Origin of the sequence: Mycolicibacterium pyrenivorans (genome assembly GCF_025821625.1) — a bacterium.
Lineage (GTDB): Bacteria > Actinomycetota > Actinomycetes > Mycobacteriales > Mycobacteriaceae > Mycobacterium > Mycobacterium pyrenivorans.
This window is the reverse complement of sequence record NZ_JACKSH010000181.1, coordinates 1-22,187: the sequence shown is the minus strand read 5'-3', so window position 1 is coordinate 22,187 and position 22,187 is coordinate 1. Positions and strand designations below refer to the sequence as shown.

Below are 22,187 nucleotides of genomic sequence, written 5' to 3'. Positions count from 1 at the left end.
GATCCTCTCTCAGACTGCCTGGACGGGGGTGGTGGTGAGGCGACCGAGCGCCGGGATGACCGCCGCGGTGTCGGCGACCCACCCGAAGATGCCGCCCTGCGCCTTGATCATCTCCAGCCCGATGCGCTGAAACTCCGGGAAATACGAACCGACACAATCGGATACGACGAGGCATTCGTATCCGCGGTCGTTGGCCTCGCGGGTGGTGGTGTGCACACACACCTCGGTGGTGACGCCCGTGACCAGCAGCTGGGTGATACCCGCGCTTGTGAGGACCTCGGACAGCTCGGTGGCGTAGAACGCGCCCTTGCCCGGCTTGTCGATGACGACCTCGCCGTCGATCGGGGCGAGTTCGTCGACGATGTCGTGGCCGTACTCGCCCCGGATCAGGATGCGGCCGTACTTTCCCTGGTCGCCGATGCGCTTCGAGGGCGCTCCCCGATTGAGCTTGGCGGGCGGGCAGTCGGCGAGATCGGGCTGATGGCCTTCGCGGGTGTGGATGACCATGACGCCCGCCGCACGGGCAGCGGCGATGAGGGCGGCCAGCGGCGGGACCACCTTGAGCAGCTGGTTGACGTCGTTGCCGAGGCTCTCGCCGAACCCGCCGGGCAGCAGGAAATCTCGTTGCATGTCGATCACGATGAGCGCGGTCCTGCCCGCGACGATCGGGAACGCAGACGGCTCGGCGGGTACGTCGATGGTCAGTGTCACAGGTGCTCCTCGGCGGCGATCGAGACGGTGGCAGGTGATGTGAGCCCGGCATGCCTTCGCGGTTCGTCGAGCAGCTGCGCGGCGAGCTGCAGCACGATGTCGTCGCTGAGCGCCCGGCCGAGCAACATGGCGCTGCAGGGGCGACCATCGGCGGTCACGCCGAGGGGAATCGCGGCGCCCAGCAGGTCGAGGAGATTCCCGAAGTGCGTGTAGTGGCCCAGCATCGTGTTGCAGTCGATGGGTGCGGCCAGGACCTCGTCGACGGTGAACGTGGTGCCGATGGTCGGTACCACCAGCACGTCCATGTGTCGCCAAACACGGCCGACGGCGGCCTTGAGCTCCTGCAGCGTCTGCAGTGCCGCGAACGCGTCGACGGCGGTGTACCGGTGTCCGCTCGAGAGGATCTCGCGCACCACGGGATGAATCGAGTCCGGTTGCGCGGCAAGAAAATCGCCGAACTCGACGAGCCGCTCGGCCACCCACGGCCCCTGGTAGAGCAGTGCTCCCGCGGCAAGGAACGGCTCCAGCGAGACGTCGACGATCGTCGCGGCGCGCGCGAGATGCTCCCGGAACGCCAGGTGCGCGCGCCGCATCTCGCCGTCGCCGAAGAATTCCAGCTCGGACTCGGGCGGCAACCCGACCCTGATCGGAGCGCCGGAGTAGCGGGGACCGCGCTCGCGCGACCAGGGGTCGTCGTCGTCGCGGCCTGCCATCACGTCGAGCACGCGGTCGACGTCGTCGATCGAGCCTGCCATCACGCTGATGCAGTCGAGCGATTTGCAGGCGGGAACCAGGCCGACGGTGCTGATCAGCCCGCGTGACGGCTTGAAGCCGACGACGCCGTTGAGCGCGGCGGGCACCCGTCCGGATCCGGCGGTGTCGGTGGCGACGGCGAACGGTACCTGCCCGAGCGCCACCGCCAGCGCCGAGCCGGAACTCGAGCCGCCCGAGATCATCTCGTGGCCGTAGACGCTGCGCGGGATGGTGTGGGGCGTGCGGGTTCCGTTCAGTCCGGTCGCGAACTGATCGAGGCTGGTCTTGCCGACATAGAGGGCACCGGCGTCGAGGAGCTTCTGTACCGCGGGGGCGGTGGATGTCGCGAGATAGGCGTAGTCCGGGCACGACAGGGTGGTGGGGACACCTTCGACGTCGATGCTGTCCTTGACGCCGAACGGCACCCCGTAGAGCGGCAGCGTGCGGGCACCCGGCCGCTTCTCGATGGCCTCGGCCGCGGCGATCAGTTGATCGCGGGGAACCGTGGACAGCCAGACGCCGTCGTCGCCGCGTGCCGCGATCGCGTCCGCCACCCGGGCAGCGGTCTTTGTGGGCGAGCCTGTGCCGCCGGCGTGCGAGGCCAGGATCTCGGCGACGGAGGGCCCGATGGAGGGTCCGCTGGAACGGAGGGCGTCGACCATAACTGTCGATTGTCGACAGAATGATGGCGAACTCGGGTCCGCCGTGTGTCGTTTGTGTTAGCGCTCGGCCGCCGGACCGGCCGCGGCCCCGGGCTCCAACCCGAGGTAGTGCAGGTGGCCGTGGTCGCGCAGCGCCTCGACGACCACGGCGGGATCGTTGCGCTCCAGGGCCGACAGGATCGCCTTGTGCCGTTCGATGCCGTCACCGCCTTCGCGGTGACGGGCCTCCTCGCGCAGGTTCTTGGCCATCGGGAGCTGCAGTTTGAGCAGGATCGGTTCCAGCGTGATGTCCAGCTGGCGGTTGGCGGCCAGTCCCACGACCGCGGCGTGAAAGGCCCGGTGGGCGTCGTCGCGCTCGAGGGCGTCCCGGGCGGCGTCCATCCGTTCGAGTGCGGCGCGTACGGGCTCGAGGGCATGCCCGGGATCGGGAAGCGGCAGTGCGGTTTCGATGGCGTGCCGTTCGAGGACGTGACGGAGCCCGAACAGCTGCAGGATGTCGGTCGGCGACCATTCGGTCACCCGCGATCCGCGCCGGGGGAGGTGTTCGACCAGGCCCTGCTGCGCGAGCAGCCGCAGCGCCTCACGCAGCGGCGCCCTGCTGATCCCGAAGTCGCCGCACAGCTGCTCTTCGACGATCTTGTCGCCAGGAGCGAGGTCCCCGCTGAGGATGGCGTCCCGCAGCCGGTGGCTCGCTACTTCGACCAGGGTCGCGGGCAACGGAAGGCGCGACGGGTCGTCACTCGGCGCGGCCATGGGTCACCATGGTAGGAACTATTGCACGCCCCGTCGACAGAGAGCCGTACCCTGTTGTCCCGCAACCGCTCTCATGGACCCTCGTCGTCTTCGGGGAGTAGGTAGCGCTCGGGGTGGTGGTAGTTGTTGACTCGTCGCAGGCCTCGGTCGAGCGCTGGTGGTGGGAGAGCCATTCGGTGCGGCCGTCGGGGCGTTTGCGGGTGGTCCAGCCGGTTTTCTCGATGAGCCGGTTGTCGGGTCCGCAGGCGAAGGTGAGTTCGTCGATGTTGGTGTGGCCGTCGTTCCTCCAATCGGTGACCGCATGATGAGCCTGGCACCACTAGCCCGGCGCGGTGCAGCCTGGTCGCGTGCAACCCCGGTCCCGGGCATGGAGCACGATCCGCTGCGCGGCTGACGCCAACCGCTTCGTGCGGCCCAGCCCCGGTCCCGGGCATGGAGCACGATCCGCTGCGCGGCTGACGCCAACCGCTTCGTGCGGCCCAGATACAGCGACTCGCTGGTGTGCTTGTCGTAGATGTGGAGGTAGTGGTAGGCACGGGCGGCCATCCGGATCAGCGTCGGGATCGGTAGCCGGGTGCCGCCGCCGGTGACCGCCAGCCCCGCACCCTTCTCGAGGTCTTGCACCGTCGCGGTGGCGATCACGGTGACGGGTAGCCCGTTGTGTCTTCCGAGATCTCCAGACGCCAACGCCATCTGTCCCATCGCGACGAGCGCGTCGTGGTTGCGCTGAGCCTCCGAAACCCACAACCAGGGAAATCACAGTGGCACAAGTGAATTCAGTGGGCTCGCGCCGCCGGCTTGACGAACCACCTATTCAGCCACCGGTCCAACCGGACAGGATCGACACCCGCGGCGGCGAGGTAGGCGTCGGGGCGCACCAGCAGCCACGTGCCAGGCGCCTGGACAAACCCTCTCGGACCGTGACGACACCTTCCCAGGTGCGCCCCAACTCGACGACCGCTTCAGACTCGTCGCCGACAAACAGCGTCAGCCCCGACAGGTCGAGCGCGTCGTACAACCCTCCGACATCGGGCACTCGCTCGCCTGCGCGGAGTTCGCCGACACCGCCGCCGTTTTCGGCGAACGGGGCGTCGCGGTAACCGGCGGAAAGCTGGCCGAACATCGACGCGGCGGCATTCTGGACCCGGTCACGGGAGAGTGCCCTCGGAGCCATCCGGATCCGCACCGCGTGCACCACGGGATTGGTGGAATTGAAAATTCTCGTGCCGATCTCAGTGAAGCGGATGAGCCGGCGGATGACGGGGAGCCGCTCGGAATCGTAGGTGTCGAGCAATTCCGGCATCGCCCGTCCGTCGAGCACCATGGCGAGCTTCCAGGAGAGGTTGATCATGTCCTGGATGCCGAGATTCATGCCCTGCCCACCGGCCGGACTGTGGACGTGGGCGGCGTCGCCACCGAAGAACACCCGGCCCGATCTCAGGGCGCGCACGTGCCGACTGTTGATGCGGAACCGCGAACTCCAGTTGGGTGTGTGCAACCGCGCAGGGATGTGCGCGGCCCGGTCGTAGAGGAACTGGATCTGCGCGACGGTCGGCTCTCCGTCGTCGCCGATGATCTTGTCGGGATCGGTCGCCATGAGCCGAAACCTGCGGTGCCCCATCGGGAAGACAGCGATGAATCCGCCCCCGGCCAGGAAGATCGAAACCTGATCCTGCGGGACGTCGCCGTCGATGTGCAGGTCGGCGAGCACGTAGTTGTGGGGGAGTGTGCGTCCGGGAAACGCCACACCCAGCGCCTTGCGTAGGGTGCTGTGCGGACCGTCGGCTGCGATCAGGTACGACGCGGTGAGCACCTCCTCGGGACCGTCGCCGCTGCGCAGCGTCACCTCGACGGGCTGCTCCGGGCCCGCACGACGTACCGAGAGCACTTCGACGCCGCGTTCCACCTTGACGCCCTGCCGAGTCAGCTGTTCGGTGAGAAGGCGTTCGGTCTCGGACTGCGCAAGCATCAGGATGAAGTTGAATTCGCTTGGCATCCGCTGCAATTCGATAGGCGCGAGTTTGTGTCCCCCGGCATACAACGCGGCAGAGTTCGCCCGGTTTCCCAACGCGAGCATCCCCTCGCCGACACCGCGGACGCGGAGCAACTCCAGGGTGCGCGCCTGGACTGCCAGGGCGCGGGACTCAGACGACGGCCGCGCGGCGCGGTCGACGATTCGCACCGCGACTCCGAGGCGGGAGAGTTCCAGCGCCGCGGTCAGGCCGGTGGGTCCGGCACCGACGATCAGGACGGGCACTTCCGGGGACTGGACCATCGCGGGCTCCTCACCACTAAGTCAACATCTGGTGACTTATAAGATACGCGGGTTCGAGACGATGTCAACACCCGGTGACTTATGCTGACCGCATGGTCCGCACACGCGCGCGTAATGCCGAGGGAACCCGGGCGGACATCCTGGCGGCCGCGCGCCGTCGGTTCGGGAGTGGCGGCTACGAGCGGACCACGCTGCGCGCGATCGCCGGCGACGTCGGCGTTGATCCCGCGCTCGTCATCCGATACTTCGGCAGCAAGCAGCAGTTGTTCGCGGCCGCCGCCGAGTTCACCATCCATCTGCCGGACCTGACCGGCCGCTGCCCCGACGACATGGCCGATGCCCTGCTGGAACGGTTCTTCGCCGTCTGGGAGGCAGACACCACGTTCGTCGCACTGCTCCGCGCGGCGATGACGAGTTCCACCGCGGCAGCGACCATGCGTCAGGTGTTCGCGACGCAAGTGGCGCCCACCATCGCCGCCGTGGCCCGCGATCACCCCGGACCCAGGGCGGCCCTGATCGGTTCGTTGGTACTGGGGATGGCGACGACGCGCTACGTCCTGGAAGCCCCGGCGGCGAAGGCGATGAACCACGACGAACTAATCCGGTGGGCCCGGCCGGTGATCCGCGACCTCCTCGTCGGCCCCGCTCCACCGTGACGAACTCCGAACGTGTTCTAGTCGAGGAGTGCTGGACTACACACACGTCGAGAATCTCAGCGCGGCCGATGTCGAACGACTCAAGGCTGTCTACGAACCCCTGACACGGGCGGTGCGCGAGCTCGTCGACGCGACCATCCGCACCGAGGTCGACGCCGACGAGGTGGCGGCCGCCACCGCCGAGATCGATTCCGCCACCTCGCGGTTGCGCGCCAAACAGCGCGACCAGTCGTTCGGTATCCAGTTCGGCTCCGACGGGGACTCGATGCCGTGGGGCAACGCCCCGCTGGGTCGCGTGCACGCCGAGGCCCGGGTCACGCACACCGAGGGGTTCAAGACCTACGTGGTGGGCCATCTCGGCGACGACACGGGCGTGACCGTCGAAGCCGAGGGAGTCTTCATCGAGCCGCGGTGGGCCCGGGACTGACCGCGATCGCCGACAGGTGGCGGGTGATCGTCGCGACCTCGGCGACCAGCACCCGCGCCGGACCCGTCCCGGAACCATCCACCGATACCGCGTCGCGCAACCGCTGCTCGGCGGCCGCCAACTCCGCGGTGTCCACGGTCCACGGCGACGCCGGCGTCGGCGGCTCACCGCACAGCAACTCCACGTATTCGTCGACAGCCAGCACGAACTCACTGCGCCACGCTGTCGAGGGGTTGCCGGGGAAGCTGGCTTCCAGCGTGGTGCAGGACGTCGTGACCGCGTTCAGGGCGGCGCGGTACGACTGAAGCCAGTGCCGCAGCTCACGCGTCTCCAAGCGGGTGGCGCCCGCCGCGGCCTCGAACGCGGCGCGCGCGCGGAACGCCCGCTCCCAGGCCGCGGCCAAGGCGTCGGAGGGGTGATCCAGGTCGTGGACATAGGCCCTGATCACCGTTGCCGCATAGTCGATTTCCGTCTTCAACAACTCGCCTGCCCGCTGGCTCAACCTGGTGAGGCCGTCGTCGGGCAGCAGAACGTGGGCGAGCACCGCCATCGCACCACCGACCACCGTGGCGAACAACAGCTCACGCATGGTCGCGGCACCGGATGCCCGGTCGATGTTGACCAGGAACACCGCGGCGGCGGTCAGCGCCGCCGAGAACGCCAGGTAACCGAATCCGGCGACGGCGTAGGCGACGCCGACGAACACCACCGCCAGCACCGTCGACACCGCGCCTCCTGGATTCAGCAGGAGCACCGACGACGCCACCACGATTCCCACGACATTGCCCGCGAGGCGACCCACGCACCGCGTGTAGGTGTGCGCGGTCTCGGGCCGAAGCACCATCAGAACCGTGAGGGGAATCCAGTAGCCATGGGTGACATCGGCATAGCGCGCAACAGCGACGCCGGCAGCCACCGCGACGCCGACGCGCACGGCGTGCCGCAACACCGGTGAATGCCGGTCGAGGTGACTGCGCATCAGCGCGATCGCCGACCGCGCCGAAGTTCTCAGCTCGGGTCGCCGAAGCCGGACGACATCGGGGGAGGACGGCACGAAATCCCCGAGCCGAATCGCGGCCGCCTCGTGAAGTTGCGTCGACAGCCGCTGCGCCACAGCGGCTTCAGGTCCAGACAGCTCGCCCACCGCAGCGTCGAGGCGGCGAATCGCCGCGTCGGCGTCGTCGCGGGAGCGGGGGGTCTCCGCGACCGCCGCCAGCGTGTCTGCTGCCGCGGTCAGCACCTTCCTCGCCGCAGTCGGGCCGGCGAGGTCGGTCAGCGTTGTCGCGATCCGCTCTGGTAGCAGGTACCAGTCGCGATACTCGGCGGGGCGGCGCCGCGCCTGGCCGTCGACGAGGGTGAACGCGGTTCGCAACGCGATCAGCGGTTCGGTGTCGACGGCCGGCCCAGATGACGCGGCGGGATCGCCGGTGCCGTCGGCGAGCCTTCCCGCGTCCGCGGCGAGCGACCGATAGGCCTCGGTGAGCGCGTCGCGTTGCACGCGCCAGCGGCGCTGCGGCCAGACCGCGATGAGGCCCGCCTGCACGAGGCCACCGGCGACGACGACCGCGAAGGCACCCAGCGTCGACGACGTCGTCGGCGCGTCGGGCGCAGCGACGACCACGAGCGCAGCCGACACCGCCGCGATGGAACCCGCAGGGACACCGAGCGCCCACGGCATCGCCGCACCGAAGCTCCAGATCGCGGCCATCACCACGAACAGTGCGGTGTACGCCGATGTCAACGCGCCGAGCAGGACCGCGGATCCCATCAACACCGACACCCCGACGACCAGCAGGATCCGGCCCCGTGGGCTGTCCTGCAGCGCGGTGGCACCCGCGACCGCCGCCGCGACGGCCGTGGCGGTCGCCGACGCCGGCGGACCCCAGGACAGCGCGAACAGGGTGACCGCGACGACGCCCAGCAGGCTGCGCAGGACCGCGCCGATGTCCGGCATGGCCGGTCGCAGCGTCAGGCCCTTGATCACCCGTACATTCTGGCCCGGGCTATGTTCGGCCAGTGGAGAAAGTCATCATCACCCTTCGGGGAACTCCCGGCGACGAAGCGTGGTGCACCCGCCTGCGGACCGATGTGGCCCGCACGCTGCTCGACACAGGGGTTCCCGGCCTGGCGATCAACGTCCGCGACGCGGCGGTCACCGAGTCGCTGATGACCCTCACCACGCTGGACCCGCCGGTGATCGCATTCGTCAGCATGTGGACCCCCCAGTGTTACGGCACCCAGATCCACACGGCCACAACGCTGTTGAGCGAACTCTGCGACCAGGTCGCGGCGTACCTGGTGACCGAGTCGGTGCCGCTCACCCCTCCGCGCACCGATCCCGGCGAGCGCACCCCCGGTTTCGCGAACGTCGCGCTGCTGCGCCGACCCGCCGAGATGGACGAAGCCACCTGGCTCGCCCGCTGGCATGACGACCACACGCAGGTCGCGATCGACACCCAGTCGACCTTCGGCTACACGCAGAACGCCGTGGTGCGCGCGCTGACCGACGATGCGCCCGCGATCTCGGCGATCGTCGAGGAACTGTTCCCGATCGAGGCGACGGCAGATCTGCACGCGTTCTTCGGCGCGGCCGACGACGACGACCTCAACGATCGGATGGCTCGGATGGTGGCCAGCACGTCGGCGTTCGGCGCCAACCGCGACGTCGACACCGTGCCGACGAGCCGCTACGTGCTTCGCACACCGTTTGCACCGGCCGATACGCTGCAGCCGTGACACTGCAGATCAGCGACGACAACCGGGTCCGCACCCTGGTTCTGAACCGGCCCGAGGCCCTCAACGCGTTCAACGAGGGGCTCTACCTCGCCACCGCGACCGCGCTGCGCGAAGCCGCCGTCGACCCGGACGTCGCGGTGGTCCTGATCACCGGGGCGGGTCGCGCGTTCAGCGCAGGCAACGACCTCAAGGAGATGCAGGCGCGCATCGAGGATGCGTCGATCAACACGGGCAGCCACTTCTCGACGATGATCGCCGCGCTGACCGAGCTGCCGAAACCGCTGATCTGTGCGGTCAACGGCGTCGGGCTGGGGATCGGAACCACGATCCTCGGCTACGCCGACCTGGTGTTCATGGCGTCGACCGCGCGGCTGAAGTGCCCGTTCACCAGCCTGGGTGTGGCGCCGGAGGCGGCGTCGTCCTATCTGTTGCCGCAGTTGATCGGCAGGCAGAACGCGGCCTGGTTGCTGTTGTCCTCGGAGTGGGTCGACGCGGCGGAGGCGCAACGCATGGGCATCGCGTGGAAGGTGTGCGAGCCGGACGACCTGCTGCCCGAGGCCCGCAGGCACGCCGAGATCCTGGCGTCCCGCTCGATTCCGAGCCTGGTGGCGGTCAAGCAGACGATCGTCGACCCGTACCGGACCGGCATCGCCGAGGCCACCGAACGCGAGAATGCGCACTTCATGGAGTTGCTCGGGGGTGCCGCCAACGCCGCTGCTCTCGCGGATTTCACCGGGCAGGGCAAGGCCTGACCGTCAGCGGGTGATGCTCTCCGGCGTGGCGTCGGCGGCGGCGAAATGCGCTTCGATCATCGCCCGCAGGGTTCGCCGGCATCGGCCACAGTCGCCACCGGCGCCGCACGCGGCGGCGATCTCCCTCGACGTCCTGGCGCCGTTGGCCACCACCTCGCTCACCACGTGACTCGTGGTTCCGGTGCACAGGCAGACAAACATCGGTTACCCCTGCTCGCCGACACTCATGAGATGGGCGAACCTGCCGACGAACCGAGTGGGGTAGGCACCCAAACCGGCTTTGCTCATCCATTCCGCGGCCGCGTCCGGATGCTCGATCCACTGCCGGGCACTGACCTCGTCGGCGATCTCCTGCAGGATCAGCACCTCCTGCCCGTCGTCGAGGGCGCGGTAGACCCAGATCTTGCGGACCCCGCCCGCCTTGAACCGGTCGAGACCGTCGTTCACCTTGACCATCAGCGCCTGCACGTCGTCGACCGAGGACATGACACCCACGACGACGCGGCCGATGTGCTGCTCGGGGGTGGGCGGATCGAGGTCGATCTTCTCGACGACCTCGCCGCCGAAAATCGGCGGGATGTCGTCGGCCCCCGAGATGTTGAACCACTCGAATATGGCAGGCGATCTCAGCACATCCCGAATAGAGTGCGAGTGCCGAATTCCGATGGTCACCAGGACTCGGCGCGGTTCCCAGATCGATTCATACAGGACCACGTGATGGGCGCCCATCGACGCCAACCCGTCGTGATGCTTTTTGAGCCATTTCCACATCAGGTCGACATCGTCGACGCGGAAATCACAGGCGAGAATGAATGAGTGCAGGTCGTACTCACCCATTGGCTATCCTCACCTGCCTTCACGTCCCGATACAGTTAGCGGAGTCTAACCTTACTTAGCCTAGGCAGTCCAGGGAACCCGGCTGATCTGGGCGCCGACTGCGCCCCCTGTCGGCAAACACCGCGAGAACACGCCTCGCGCAGTCACAATGATGCGCGCTCGGTGGCCCGTGTGCACTAGATTGAAAGTCCTCGCACACAGCCCGTGTAGATAGCGCACGCGATCAGTCATCAAGGTGTTTAGGAGCGATCATGCAAGGCGATCCCGAGGTTCTGAAATTGCTCAACGAGCAATTGACGAGCGAACTGACGGCGATCAACCAGTACTTCCTGCATTCCAAGATGCAGGACAATTGGGGCTTCACCGAATTGGCGGAGCACACCCGCAAAGAATCGTTCGAAGAAATGGTGCACGCCGAGGAGATCACCGATCGGATCCTCATTCTCGACGGGCTGCCCAACTATCAGCGGCTGTTCTCGCTGCGTGTCGGTCAGACGCTGCGCGAGCAGTTCGAGGCCGACCTCGCGATCGAGTACGAGGTGGTCGGACGCCTCAAGCCCGGCATCATCATGTGTCGCGAGAAGGGCGACGCCACGTCGGCGAACCTGTTCGAGAAGATCCTCGCCGACGAGGAACTCCACATCGACTACCTGGAAACCCAGTTGGAGCTGATGGGCAAGCTCGGCGAGGAGCTGTACTCCGCCCAGTGCGTGGCCCGCCCGCCGAAGTAGCGGTTCGGAGTAGGTCTGCGCGGGAAAGCCCGACCTGGGCACCGTAACTTTCCTAGATCGTCTAACGATGTAGTGGGAGTCATTTCGGTCATCCAGGAAGGCAGGTATGACGTCCCCGTCGGCCCGTCCCGCCAAAGGCGAGCCCCCCAGAAGCGCGCTCCCCGAAAGCGCGCCCAGCGAGGCGGCGCCGGTCGGCTCCCAACGCCGGAACCTCATCTTCGTCGCGGTGCTCCTCGGCATGATGCTCGCCGCCCTGGACCAGACGATCGTGGCCACGCCGCTGCCGACGGTGGTCGCCGACCTCGGCGGTGCGGGACATCAGTCCTGGGTCGTCACCAGTTACCTGCTGGCGTCGACGATCGTCACCGCGATCGTCGGGAAGCTCGGTGACCTGTTCGGCCGCAAGCTGGTGTTCGGCGCCGCGATCGTGTTCTTCCTCGCGGGCTCGGTGCTGTGCGGCATCGCCTCGTCGATGACGATGCTCGTCGCGTCCCGTGCGCTGCAGGGCGTCGGCGGCGGCGCCATCATGGTCACCGCCATGGCCCTGATCGGTGAGGTCATCCCGCTGCGGGACCGCGGCCGCTATCAGGGCGCCCTCGGCGCCGTGTTCGGCGTCACCACCGTGATCGGACCGCTGCTCGGCGGGTACTTCACCGATCACCTGAGCTGGCGCTGGGCGTTCTGGATCAACGTTCCCATCGCGGTCGTCGTGTTCTTCGTCGCCGTCGCGACGATCCCGGCGCTGGGCCGGCGGGGCCGTCCCACCATCGACTACCGGGGCATCGTCCTGATCGGGGTGGGCGCCTCCGGGCTCACGCTGGCGACCAGCTGGGGTGGCAGCACCTACGCGTGGACCTCCCCGGTGATCATCGGGCTGTTCGCCGGATCGGCGATCGTCCTGGCGGCCTTCGTCCGGGTGGAGTTGCGCACGGCCGAACCGATCCTGCCGATCCGGCTGTTCGCCGACCCGGTGTTCACGGTGTGTTGCGTGCTGTCGTTCATCGTCGGCTTCGCGATGCTCGGTGCGCTCACCTTCCTGCCCACGTTCATGCAGTTCGTCGACGGGGTGTCGGCGACGGAGTCCGGCCTGCGCACGCTGCCGATGGTGGCGGGGTTGCTGCTGACGTCGACGGGCAGCGGGGTCCTGGTCAGCCGCACGGGCAAGTACAAGATCTTTCCTGTGGCCGGGACCGCGGTGATGACGGTGGCCTTCGTGCTGCTGTCCCAGATGGACGCAAGCACACCGTTGCTCCAGCAGAGCGCCTACCTCTTCATGCTGGGTACCGGCATCGGGATGTGCATGCAGGTGCTGATCCTCATCGTGCAGAGCACGGCGAGCTTCTCCGATCTCGGCGTCGCGACGTCCGGTGTCACCTTTTTCCGCACCATCGGAAGTTCCTTCGGTGCAGCCATTTTCGGCTCGCTGTTCGCCAACTTCCTCGGCGGCCGCATCACCGCGGCGCTGGCCATCGGCGGGGCGCCGCCTGGCGCCGCGGAGTCTCCGCAGCTGCTGCACCAGCTCACGCCCAAGGCGGCGGCGCCGATCGTCGATGCCTATGCCGATTCGCTGGGAATGGTGTTCCTGTGCGCGGCCCCGGTGGCGCTGGTCGGATTCGTGGTGGCGCTGGCGCTCAAGCAGGTGCCGCTGCGCGAGATGGAGGTGGGCTCCGCCGTCGACATGGGCGAGGGGTTCGGCATGCCCGCGACCGATTCACCCGAGAAGATGCTCGAGACCGCCGTCGGCCGGGTGCTGCGGCAGTCCCCGGAGATCCGGCTGCGCAGCATCGCGGGAACGCACGGCTGCGAGTCCGACGTGGCGCTGCTGTGGGCGTTGATCCAGATCTACCGCCAGAGCCAGGTTTTCGGGTCCGCACGGCTGACCGAGATCGCCGAGCGGCTGCGGGTGCCCGCCGAGGTCCTCGAGCCGACGTTCGGCCGCCTCGTCGACTGCGGGCACGCGTTGCGCACCGGTGACCGGGTGTGGTTGACACAATCGGGTGCCCGCCAGGTGGACATCGCGTCCGCCGCGCTGGTCAGCCGGATCGTTGAGAAGCTGGCCTCCTCTCCGACGTTCGAGGGCCGCCCGGACCGCGACGATGTCGAAGCCGCGCTGGAGCGGATCGCACTGCGGGTTCTGGTGCAACGCGACTGGGACGACGACCGGACCGAACTCCCCACGACGGCGAAATGACGCGGCGTACGATGCGCGAATGAGCCGAATTGGAGACTTCTCCGACGACGACGTCACCGGGTTCGCGGTGAAGTCACCGGAACTGGGCGCAGCGATGGCCGGCTTCAGTCACGCGGTGTACACCAAGGGCAGGCTTCCGTTGCGGGTCCGCGAAGCCGCCCGCATCGTGATCGCGCACGCCAACGAATGCGTCGTCTGCCAGAACACGCGGGACTCCGAGGGGGAGTCCGCCGGTGTCGACGAGCAGTTCTACGACCACGCGACCGAGTGGCAGACCTGGCCCGGATACAGCGACGCCGAGCGCATCGCGATGGAGTTCGCGCATCGCTTCGCCACCGACCACACCGGCCTTCGCGACGACGAGGACTTCTGGGAGCGCGCGGGTGCGCACTTCGACGACGACCTGCTGACGGACCTGGCCATCTCGTGTGCGATGTGGGTCGGCATGGGACGCATGCTGCGGACCCTCGACATCGGTCAGAGTTGCAAGATCACGCTGTAGATTCACCTGGCGCGGCGGCACTGTGACTGGTAGGGATTGCTGACATGGCCGCCAAACCCCTCGCTGCCGCAGCCGTCGCCCAGCTCGAGGCCGACGGCGTCGCCACCCTGATCGGCACGGTCGTCAACCCTGCGGGACTCACGCATGCCAAAACCGTGCCGCTTCGGCGGATGGGAGCGTTCGCCGATCCGGGGCTGGGCGCCAGCCCGGTGTGGCATGTGTTCGCCATCGACCAGGCGGGCATCGTGTTCGGTGAGTCCACCGGGGTCGTGGGGGATCAACGAATCCGTATCGACCTGGGCGCCTTACGCATCCTCGGTGACGGATTGGCCTGGGCCCCAGGCTCTTTCCATCACCAGGACGGGTCACCGGCCCTGCACTGCAGCCGCGGGGCGCTGAGCCGGGTTCAGGCGAAGTTGTCCGACGCGGGCATCGAGGCCCAGATCGGCCACGAGATGGAGTTCGTGCTCGTGGGTCCCTGCGGTGAGCGGCTGCCCTCGCATCTGTGGGCACAGTACGGCCTCGCGGGGGTCCTCGAGTTCGAGGGATTCGTCCGGGATGTCACCGACGCCGCCAACGCCTCGGGGGTGGCGATCGAACAACTTCATCCCGAGTACGGCGCCAATCAGTTCGAGATCTCGCTGGCCCCGCTGCAACCCGTCGCGGCGGCCGACCAGCTGATCATGATGCGCATCATCGTCGGTCGGGTGGCCCGGCGCTACGGCATGCGGGCGAGCCTGTCGCCGGTGCCATTCGCAGGAAGCGTCGGATCCGGTGCACACCAGCATTTTTCGCTCACGCGGGGGCAGACGCCGCTGTTCTCGGGTGGCGAGGAGCCCGGCGGGATGACGGCTGAGGGCGCGGCCGCGGTCGCCGGAGTGCTCGCCGGTCTCGAACAGGCTCAGGGGGTGCTGTGCGGCTCGATCCTGTCGGGACTGCGGATGCAACCAGGTTCCTGGTCGGGTGCCTACACCTGCTGGGGCACCGAGAACCGGGAGGCATCGGTGCGGTTCCTGCCCGCAGGGCCGGCCAACCCACGCGGCGGCAACGTCGAGGTGAAGGTGATCGATCCGTCGGCGAATCCCTACCTCGCGTCGGCCGCGATCCTCGGTCTGGCGCTCGACGGCATCGACCGGGGGCTGGCGGTGCCCGGCCAGGTCACCGTCGACCCCTCCTCGCTGAGCGAGACCGAGCGCGACGAGGCGGGCATCGGCCTGCTCACACCGGATCAGTCCGAGGCGATCGATGCGCTCGACGGATCCCCGCTGCTGCGTGCTGTTCTCGGCGACGAGGTGGTCGACGCGGTCGTCGCGGTCCGGCGCTACGAGCACGACAACTTCGCCGACCTGGACGCCGATCAGCTCGCCGAGAAGTTCCGGCTGGCCTGGAGCGTGTGAGTGACGGCGCTGCGCGAGCACGCCGCGGCCGTGCCGTTGGTCGACCACCATGTGCACGGCTGCTGGCTCACTCCCGGTGACCGTCCCGGGCTGGAGAACGCGCTCAACGAGGCCAACACCGAGCCACTGGCCGCGTTCGACTCGGCCTTCGACACCCAACTCGGGTTCGCGGTGCGGGCGCACTGCGCCCCGCTTCTGGGTTTACCCCGCCACGCCGATGCCGACGAGTACTGGCGACGCCGGTGCGAGGTGCCCGAGCCCGAGCTGGCCAGGTTGTTCCTGTCCGCGGCGCACGTCTCCGAATGGCTGGTCGACACCGGATTCGCCGGTGGGGTGGCCGATCTCGACGACATGGCGCGACTCGCGGTCGGCGAGGTGCGCGAGGTGGTGCGGCTGGAGTCGGTCGCCGAGCAGGCCGCGGCCGCGCCGGGGGACTACGCCTCGGCGTTCGACGACATCCTGTGGCGGCGGACCCGCAACGCCGTGGCGACCAAGTCCGTGCTGGCCTACCGCGGGGGCTTCCTCGGCGACCTTTCTGAGCCCTCTCCCGCCGAGGTCGCCGCGGCGGCCACCCGCTGGCGGGACGAGGGCGGAACCCGCCTGACCGATCGGGTGCTGCTGCGCTTCGGCCTGCACCGAGCGATCCGGCTGGGCAAGCCACTGCAGTTCCATGTCGGGTTCGGCGACCGCGACTGCGACCTGCACGCCGCCAATCCCGTTCACCTGCTGGACTTTCTGCGGGTCAGCGGGGACATCCCGGTGGTGCTGCTGCACTGCTATCCGTACGAGCGCGAGGCCGGCTACCTGGCGCAGGCGTTCAACAACGTCCACCTCGACGGCGGCTTGGCCATCAACTACCTCGGCGCGCGCTCGGCCGCGTTCATCGCACGGTTGCTCGAAATGGCCCCGTTCCGCAAGATCCTGTACTCGTCGGACGGTTTCGGGCCCGCCGAACTTCATTACCTCGGCGCGAACCTCTGGCGCACCGGCATCGCCGCCACACTGCAGCGGTTCATCGACGCCGACGAGTGGAGCCAGGCCGACGCGGTCCGGGTCGTCGATCTGATCGCGCACGAAAATGCCGGGCGCGTCTACGAACTCGGGGGATAGCGCACCCGGCGGATCAGCCTTCCGGGCCGGGTGATCTTCACTTACCCTTCACACCAGGTCGGTCGCATCGAACACCCACGACATGTCCGCGTTCGCGAAGTCCGCGAGCCACGTCGGCGGCGCGTTGTCGGCCAGCGCCCGCATATCCCAGTAGTCCTTCCACAGGGAGATCCTGCCGTCCTCGACGCGGTGCACGGTGACGAACTGCAGTACCGCGACTTCGCCTGTGGCCCAATGCCATTCCTCACGGTGCTCGTACATGACATCGCTACCGTTGCTGACCATGAGACCGGTGAAGTTCTGGTAGGAGGCCAGCGGCTCCAACCCGATCTTCAGCCGTTTGACGATGTCCTCGGGTCCGCGTGCGGCCGCGGCGGGGCCCACAGGCATGTCCAGATAGATGCAGTCCTGCGACAGATAGGTCTTCAGGCCGTCCCAGTCGCGCGCCGACAACGTCTCCCACATCCCGTGGACCGTTGCCTCGACCGTGGACTTCCCGTCCCGGACCTCGTCAACCGACACTTGCCAACGCCCCTTCCGGTGCGACCACCGCGGGCGCCTTGTGGGCGGCGCGCAGGAACCGCCCGGTGCGCTGCCTGCCGACGAGCGGAGTTGCCTCGCCGTTGACGAAAACCACTCTGCCACAGACGAACACCGCGGTGACGGTGTCGTCGTTGCGATTCACCATCCGTGACAGCCCGCCATACTGGTCGACCGGTTCCTCGGCGTAGTCGTCCAGCGCCGAATCCAGATGCTCGGGGTCGACGATGACGATGTCGGCACGGTCGCCCACCCGGAGATGGCCGGCGTCGATGCGATACCAGTCGGCCAGTTCACCGGTGAGCCGGTGCACGGCGTGCTCGACGGTCATGAACGGGTGACCGGCGCGCTCGGCGTCGCGAACATGACGCAGCAGTCGCAGCCCCATGTTGTAGAACGCCATGTTGCGCAGATGGGCGCCGGCATCCGAGAAGCCCATCTGGATGGCGGGGTCGCGGGCGAGCTTCTTGAGCACCTCGGGGCGGTGGTTGGAGATGGTCGTTCGCCATCGCATCGCCTTGCCGTGCTCCAGGATCAGGTCGAGGAACGCGTCGACCGGGTGCACGCCGCCCCGGTCGCGGCCCACCTCACCGAAGGACTTCCCGATCACCGACGCGTCGGGGCACTCGACGATCTCGGCGTCGAAGAAGTCGCGGTGCCACACCCGCAGACCGAACTTGCTCTCGTACTCCTTGCGGAACTGCCTGCGGTAGGACTCATCCCGCAGCATCTCGTTGCGGTCGACCTCGTCCTGGAGATGCAGCGCCGCCGCACCCGCACCGAACTCCTCGAAGATGACGAGGTCGATACCGTCGGCGTAGACCTCGAACGGGACCGGCAGATGCTGCCAGCGGAAGTTCCCGCCCATCCGGTTGATGAACCGCGCCATCGGGCCCAGCGTCTTGACCGCGATCGGGTTGGATTTGACGTCGGCGGCTGACAGCAGGCTGGTCTTCAGCGGATTACGGACGATGCCGAGCGATTGAGCGAGCTGGGAACCGAGGTTGAGCGGGTTCTGGATGTCGGGCCCGGACTGCAGGACCCGCCCGGAGCGGCGCAACAGCGACTTCAGCCGGCGCAGCTCGCGCGGCTTGGCGTAGGTCGACGGAAGGGTGCGTGAGCGGCATACCGCCCCGTCGAGTTTGTCGAAAAGTAGCTGCTGCGAGGACATTCCCACGAATCCGGCGCGCAGCGCCTCGGTGAGCATGCGCTCCATCTGCGCCTGTTCGCTTCTTGTCGGGCGCACGTCGCGCCGGGTCGCGCGGTCCAGACCCATCGTCGCGGCACGCATGTCGGAGTGGCCGAGGAACGCCGCGACGTTCGGACCGAGGGGGCGCGATTCCAGTGCGGCGATGTACTGCTCGCCGTTGGCCCAGGTCTTGGCCTGGTTCACGGCGTCGATGACGTGCTCGCGGGGGATCGCTTCGACGCGGCCGAAGATGTCTCCGGCGTCCTGACCGTCGACGTACACGGTCGACAACGAGCAGGATCCGAGCAGCACGGTGGTCACGCCGTGCCGCAGCGACTCCGACAGCGAAGGTCCACCGAGCACCTCGACGTCGTAGTGGGTGTGGATGTCGAGCATGCCGGGCAGCACCCACTTGCCTGCGGCGTCGATCACCTGTGGGCAACCCGTCTCGTCGAGGTCGCCTGCGGTGATGGCGGCGATGTGGCCGTCGCGGATGCCGAGGGTGCGCACTGCCGAGGGCGCGCCGGTCCCGTCGAACCAGCGTCCGTTGCGGATGATCGTTTCGTATGTCGCAGCCGTGCTCACACCGCTCATCGAACAGCGCGTCCCCCTCGGGTGTCAACGAAATCTGTGAACAGATTTTCTCGAGTGTCTACTGACGTTCTGAACTGCGGCGACGCAATGGGCGCATAATCGGGGAGGTGACCCCGCTGCAGCGCTACATCGCCGAGGAAATCGCCACCGATCACGTCGACGGTCTGCTGTCGCGCCGGGAGGCGTTGCGCCGGCTGGCGCTGCTCGGGGTCGGGGGCGCCGCCGCGACGGCGCTGATCGCCGCCTGCGGCCAGAACCAGCAGAGCAACGACGCGACCGCGACCTCGTCGGCGACGTCGGGCTCGCCGACGACCGGCGCCCCGCCGCCCGGCATGGAGGCCGCGCTGCCCACCACGCCGGTGACCTGGGACGGGCCGCGCGGTGAACTGCAGGGCGCTTGGGCGCAAGCACCCGAACCTCGGGGCGGGATCCTGGTGATCCACGAGAACAAAGGACTCAACGACTGGGTCCGGTCGGTGGCGGGCAGGCTCGCCGGCGCCGGCTACTCGAGCCTCGCGATCGACCTGCTCTCGGCCCGGGGCGGCACCGCGACCTTCGCCGACCCGGCCGAGGCGACGGCGGCGCTGGGCGATCTCGCCCCGCAGGACATGGTCGCCGACCTGAAGTCGGGCATCGCCGAGGTGCAACGCCGAACCCCCGGCGCGGTCGCGGCGGTCGGGTTCTGCATGGGCGGCGGGCTGGTGTGGCGACTGCTCGCGAGCGGGGCGCCCGAATTGGCCGCGGCCTTCCCGTTCTACGGCCCCACGCCCGACGATCCCGACTTCTCCCGCTCCGACGATGTCGCCGTGCTCGCGTTCTACGGCGAACTCGACCAACGGGTCAACGCCACCGAGCCCGCAGCCGCGGCAGCGCTCTCGGACGCCGGCCTGGTGCATGAGCTCGTGACCGAGCCCGGCGCCAACCATGCGTTCTTCAACGACACCGGTGACCGGTACGACCCCGCCGCCGCCGCGGATGCGTGGCGCAGAATGCAGGAGTGGCTGAGCACCCACGTCGGGTGACGCGCACCCACAGGCAACCTGCTGTTCGGCGACTGGCCGACCCGGCGTTGCGTCCCGCACACGCTCTCGGGTTCTGATGCAGCAATGCGGGTGGTGCAGGTGGCGAACTTCTACGGACCCAGGTCGGGAGGCCTGCGCACCGCGATCGATCGACTCGGCGCCGAGTACTGCGCGGCCGGGCACACGGTCTTCCTCGTCGTGCCCGGGCAGCGCGCCCAGACGACCACGCTGCCGTCCGGTGTGGTCCGGATTTCCCTGCCCGCCAGGCTGATCCCTCTCACCGGGGGCTACCGGGCCGTGCTACCGGGTCCGGTCACCGCACTGCTGGAGCGGCTACGCCCCGACGCGCTCGAGGTCTCGGACAGGCTGACGCTGCGCTCACTGGGCGGTTGGGGCCGCTTGCACGGCGTCTCGACCGTGATGATCTCGCACCAACGGCTCGATCGGCTTGTCGGACAGGTTCTCCCGGCACCGCTGGCACGGACGGTCGCCGACGCCGCGAACCGGCGCACCGCAACCGAGTACGACGCCGTGGTGTGCACCACCGCGTTCGCCCGCGAGGAGTTCGACCGAATCGGCGCGACGAACCTGCTGACGGTGCCGCTCGGCGTGGACCTAGACCAGTTCCACCCCCGGCGGCGGTCGACGGCCGTGCGCGAACGCTGGGCAGGACCCGACGACCTCCTGCTGGTGCACTGCGGACGGCTGTCCGTCGAGAAACATGCCCACCGCAGCATCGATACCGTTGCCGCACTGCGGGATTCGGGCGTAGACGCCAGACTCGTCGTAGTGGGCGAGGGGCCGCTGCGCGGGCGGTTGCAGCGCCAGGCAGACGGGCTGCCGGTCGAGTTCACCGGGTACATCGGATGCCGCGAGACCGTGGCAGGCATCCTGGCCAGCGCCGACGTCGCGCTCACTCCGGGTCCGCACGAGACGTTCGGACTGGCCGCGCTCGAGGCGCTGGCCTGCGGCACGCCGGCGGTCGTATCCCGGACCTCGGCGCTGGCCGAGATCCTCACCGCCGACAGCGGCGCCGCCGCCGACAACGATGCCCACGCGATCGCCGGTGCGCTGGCCTCGGTGATGTCCCGGCCGGAGGCACAACGCCGCCGCAGCGCACGGCGACGCGCCGAGCAGTTCAGCTGGCCCAGGTCGGCGGCGGGTATGCTGCGCGCACTCGGCGCGAACTGACGACCGCCAGGCTGCACCGTTGCCGTCCAATGCGGGTCGCTGCGCACCCGGTGTGGCATACGATCCAGGGATGTTCCGGACGTTCGCCGTCCTCGCGGCCACCACGCTGGTCCTCGGCTCGACCGTGGCTGTCGCCGGCGCCCAGCCCACGCCGTCGCCTTGTGACTACGTGCTGACCCCGCCCAGCGTGGTGAACGTGTCCGGCACCGACGTGGTGACAGCGACCGTCTCGCCCGGGGCATGCGACGGCGCGGTGGCGTACCAGACGGTGGCGTGCATCCAGATGCAGGGCGCCAGCGGCCCCGGCCAGTGCGCGCAGAACACCGGGATCCTGCCCGCCCAGGTCTTCTTCCAGCCCTACCGGCCGGGCACCACGTACACCTCGACGGGACGCGGGTGCGCGTCCAAGGGGAATCCGCCGCAGAGGTTCTGCCAGGAGAGCGGTCCGATCACCGTCACGCTGTAGTCAGGTCATGAGCAGCGCGACCGCCCGCGTTTGCCAGGATCCGGTTTAAGCGACGCAGCGCTCGGGCATCCATCGAATCAACGGGGCCGTCAACGTGACGGCCCTCGAAGCGAAGGAGCCGGCATGGACACCAACAATGCGGTCTGGATCGTGGTCGCCGTTCTCGTCGCGGTCGTGGTCATCGGCCTCGTGGTCCTTGCCACGCGGAAAGCCGGCAACAAGCGCCGCGCGCAGGAAGCCGACCGCATTCGGGAAGAGGTCGATCAGGAAAGCCGGCACGTCGAGAAGCGGGCGGCCATGCTCGAGGAGACCGAGGCCAAAGCCCATGCGGCCAAGGCTGAGGCAGATGCCAAGGCGGCCGAGGCCGCCAGGCTGGCGAACACCGCGGCCTCCCATCGCGACACGGTCACCAGCGCCCGTGAGGATCTCGATTCCCGCCGTGAGCACGCCGACAAGATCGACCCCCGTAGCCCCCGCACCTCCCGCGATGACGACGCGAACTCCGCTGAGCGGATGAAGCCGGACGCCTCCGCGCGCTAGGAGCGTGGGTCAGTAACACGCCGGGCGGGGTGCCTGGGCCGGTGGCGGGTGTAGGGGATCATGGGGTGTGCCTGATGATCTCGATGCCGACGGTGGGCCGGTGGCGGGTGTAGGGGATCATGGGGTGTGCCTGATGATCTCGATGCCGACGG

Annotated in this window: 22 protein-coding genes and 1 pseudogene; 13 read left to right on the top strand and 10 right to left on the bottom strand. The window is 68.4% G+C overall.

Translation table 11 applies throughout. The features are described from left to right. Window positions 1-9: 9 nt before the first annotated feature. The 5 genes and pseudogenes from H7I57_RS20635 to H7I57_RS20615 form a co-directional block, all read right to left on the bottom strand. Window positions 10-711: a cysteine hydrolase family protein gene (locus H7I57_RS20635; RefSeq protein WP_264025698.1), complete on the bottom strand. Its 702-nt coding sequence runs from the start codon at window positions 709-711 to the stop codon at window positions 10-12. Next, on the bottom strand, window positions 708-2,126 hold the full coding sequence (locus H7I57_RS20630; protein ID WP_264025696.1) for an allophanate hydrolase: 1,419 nt from the start codon (window positions 2,124-2,126) through the stop codon (window positions 708-710). Before H7I57_RS20630 ends, H7I57_RS20635 begins: the two co-directional genes overlap by 4 nt. A 57-nt stretch (window positions 2,127-2,183) precedes the next feature. Further along, complete coding sequence (locus H7I57_RS20625; RefSeq protein ID WP_264025693.1) at window positions 2,184-2,879, bottom strand: GntR family transcriptional regulator; 696 nt, start codon at window positions 2,877-2,879, stop codon at window positions 2,184-2,186. Between the two features lie 71 nt (window positions 2,880-2,950). After that, window positions 2,951-3,611, bottom strand: a pseudogene (locus H7I57_RS20620) (HNH endonuclease signature motif containing protein); the annotation flags it as partial. A gap of 82 nt (window positions 3,612-3,693) precedes the next feature. Continuing rightward, a complete protein-coding gene (locus tag H7I57_RS20615) occupies window positions 3,694-5,154 on the bottom strand; it encodes an FAD-dependent monooxygenase (protein WP_264025691.1) in 1,461 nt (486 codons plus the stop codon). 92 nt (window positions 5,155-5,246) lie between these two features. Here H7I57_RS20615 and H7I57_RS20610 point away from each other — a divergent pair, with 92 nt between their 5' ends. Both H7I57_RS20610 and H7I57_RS20605 read left to right on the top strand, forming a co-directional pair. Next, window positions 5,247-5,810, top strand: coding sequence for a TetR/AcrR family transcriptional regulator (locus H7I57_RS20610; protein WP_264025689.1), 564 nt, complete (start codon window positions 5,247-5,249; stop codon window positions 5,808-5,810). Window positions 5,811-5,838: 28 nt separating this feature from the next. Further along, the gene (locus tag H7I57_RS20605) at window positions 5,839-6,237 is read left to right on the top strand and encodes a hypothetical protein (protein WP_264025687.1); all 399 of its coding nucleotides are present in this window, start codon (window positions 5,839-5,841) and stop codon (window positions 6,235-6,237) included. Here H7I57_RS20605 and H7I57_RS20600 read toward each other — a convergent pair. Next, on the bottom strand, window positions 6,209-8,221 hold the full coding sequence (locus H7I57_RS20600; RefSeq protein ID WP_264025685.1) for an FUSC family protein: 2,013 nt from the start codon (window positions 8,219-8,221) through the stop codon (window positions 6,209-6,211). The genes H7I57_RS20605 and H7I57_RS20600 overlap by 29 nt on opposite strands. A 32-nt stretch (window positions 8,222-8,253) precedes the next feature. Between H7I57_RS20600 and H7I57_RS20595 the strand changes: the two genes are divergently transcribed. After that, the gene (locus H7I57_RS20595) at window positions 8,254-8,973 is read left to right on the top strand and encodes an EthD domain-containing protein (RefSeq protein WP_264025683.1); all 720 of its coding nucleotides are present in this window, start codon (window positions 8,254-8,256) and stop codon (window positions 8,971-8,973) included. After that, the gene (locus H7I57_RS20590) at window positions 8,970-9,725 is read left to right on the top strand and encodes an enoyl-CoA hydratase/isomerase family protein (RefSeq protein ID WP_264025680.1); all 756 of its coding nucleotides are present in this window, start codon (window positions 8,970-8,972) and stop codon (window positions 9,723-9,725) included. The genes H7I57_RS20595 and H7I57_RS20590 overlap by 4 nt, the downstream gene beginning before the upstream one ends. 3 nt (window positions 9,726-9,728) lie before the next feature. Here H7I57_RS20590 and H7I57_RS20585 read toward each other — a convergent pair whose 3' ends face one another. Both H7I57_RS20585 and H7I57_RS20580 read right to left on the bottom strand, forming a co-directional pair. Then, window positions 9,729-9,926, bottom strand: coding sequence for a (2Fe-2S)-binding protein (locus tag H7I57_RS20585; protein WP_264025679.1), 198 nt, complete (start codon window positions 9,924-9,926; stop codon window positions 9,729-9,731). Window positions 9,927-9,929: 3 nt separating this feature from the next. Continuing rightward, a complete protein-coding gene (locus tag H7I57_RS20580) occupies window positions 9,930-10,562 on the bottom strand; it encodes a fatty-acid--CoA ligase (protein ID WP_264025678.1) in 633 nt (210 codons plus the stop codon). Window positions 10,563-10,813: 251 nt separating this feature from the next. Between H7I57_RS20580 and bfr the strand changes: the two genes are divergently transcribed. The 5 genes from bfr to H7I57_RS20555 all read left to right on the top strand — a co-directional run bounded on the left by bfr (window position 10,814) and on the right by H7I57_RS20555 (window position 16,493). Then, window positions 10,814-11,293, top strand: a complete 480-nt coding sequence (bfr, locus tag H7I57_RS20575) for a bacterioferritin (protein WP_264025677.1) — start codon at window positions 10,814-10,816, stop codon at window positions 11,291-11,293. A gap of 106 nt (window positions 11,294-11,399) precedes the next feature. Further along, complete coding sequence (locus H7I57_RS20570) at window positions 11,400-13,484, top strand: MDR family MFS transporter (protein WP_264025676.1); 2,085 nt, start codon at window positions 11,400-11,402, stop codon at window positions 13,482-13,484. Window positions 13,485-13,503: 19 nt separating this feature from the next. Continuing rightward, a complete protein-coding gene (locus H7I57_RS20565) occupies window positions 13,504-13,986 on the top strand; it encodes a carboxymuconolactone decarboxylase family protein (RefSeq protein WP_264025674.1) in 483 nt (160 codons plus the stop codon). A gap of 44 nt (window positions 13,987-14,030) precedes the next feature. Further along, complete coding sequence (locus tag H7I57_RS20560) at window positions 14,031-15,383, top strand: type I glutamate--ammonia ligase (RefSeq protein ID WP_264025673.1); 1,353 nt, start codon at window positions 14,031-14,033, stop codon at window positions 15,381-15,383. Beyond that, a complete protein-coding gene (locus tag H7I57_RS20555) occupies window positions 15,384-16,493 on the top strand; it encodes an amidohydrolase family protein (RefSeq protein ID WP_264025671.1) in 1,110 nt (369 codons plus the stop codon). Between the two features lie 48 nt (window positions 16,494-16,541). On the opposite strand, the gene H7I57_RS20550 is transcribed toward H7I57_RS20555, so the two are convergent. Both H7I57_RS20550 and H7I57_RS20545 read right to left on the bottom strand, forming a co-directional pair. Next, complete coding sequence (locus H7I57_RS20550; protein ID WP_264025730.1) at window positions 16,542-16,958, bottom strand: nuclear transport factor 2 family protein; 417 nt, start codon at window positions 16,956-16,958, stop codon at window positions 16,542-16,544. 46 nt (window positions 16,959-17,004) lie between these two features. Beyond that, the gene (locus H7I57_RS20545) at window positions 17,005-18,807 is read right to left on the bottom strand and encodes an N-acyl-D-amino-acid deacylase family protein (protein ID WP_264025669.1); all 1,803 of its coding nucleotides are present in this window, start codon (window positions 18,805-18,807) and stop codon (window positions 17,005-17,007) included. Window positions 18,808-18,923: 116 nt separating this feature from the next. On the opposite strand from H7I57_RS20545, the gene H7I57_RS20540 reads away from it, so the two are divergent. The 4 genes from H7I57_RS20540 (at window position 18,924) to H7I57_RS20525 (ending at window position 22,035) form a co-directional block, all read left to right on the top strand. Continuing rightward, window positions 18,924-19,838 carry a dienelactone hydrolase family protein gene (locus H7I57_RS20540; RefSeq protein ID WP_264025668.1) on the top strand — a complete coding sequence of 305 codons (915 nt, stop codon included), beginning with the start codon at window positions 18,924-18,926 and terminating at the stop codon, window positions 19,836-19,838. Window positions 19,839-19,922: 84 nt separating this feature from the next. Next, window positions 19,923-21,029, top strand: coding sequence for a glycosyltransferase (locus H7I57_RS20535; protein WP_264025666.1), 1,107 nt, complete (start codon window positions 19,923-19,925; stop codon window positions 21,027-21,029). Window positions 21,030-21,099: 70 nt separating this feature from the next. Then, complete coding sequence (locus H7I57_RS20530; protein WP_264025664.1) at window positions 21,100-21,495, top strand: hypothetical protein; 396 nt, start codon at window positions 21,100-21,102, stop codon at window positions 21,493-21,495. 123 nt (window positions 21,496-21,618) lie between these two features. Continuing rightward, a complete protein-coding gene (locus H7I57_RS20525) occupies window positions 21,619-22,035 on the top strand; it encodes a hypothetical protein (protein ID WP_264025663.1) in 417 nt (138 codons plus the stop codon). Window positions 22,036-22,187: the final 152 nt, after the last annotated feature.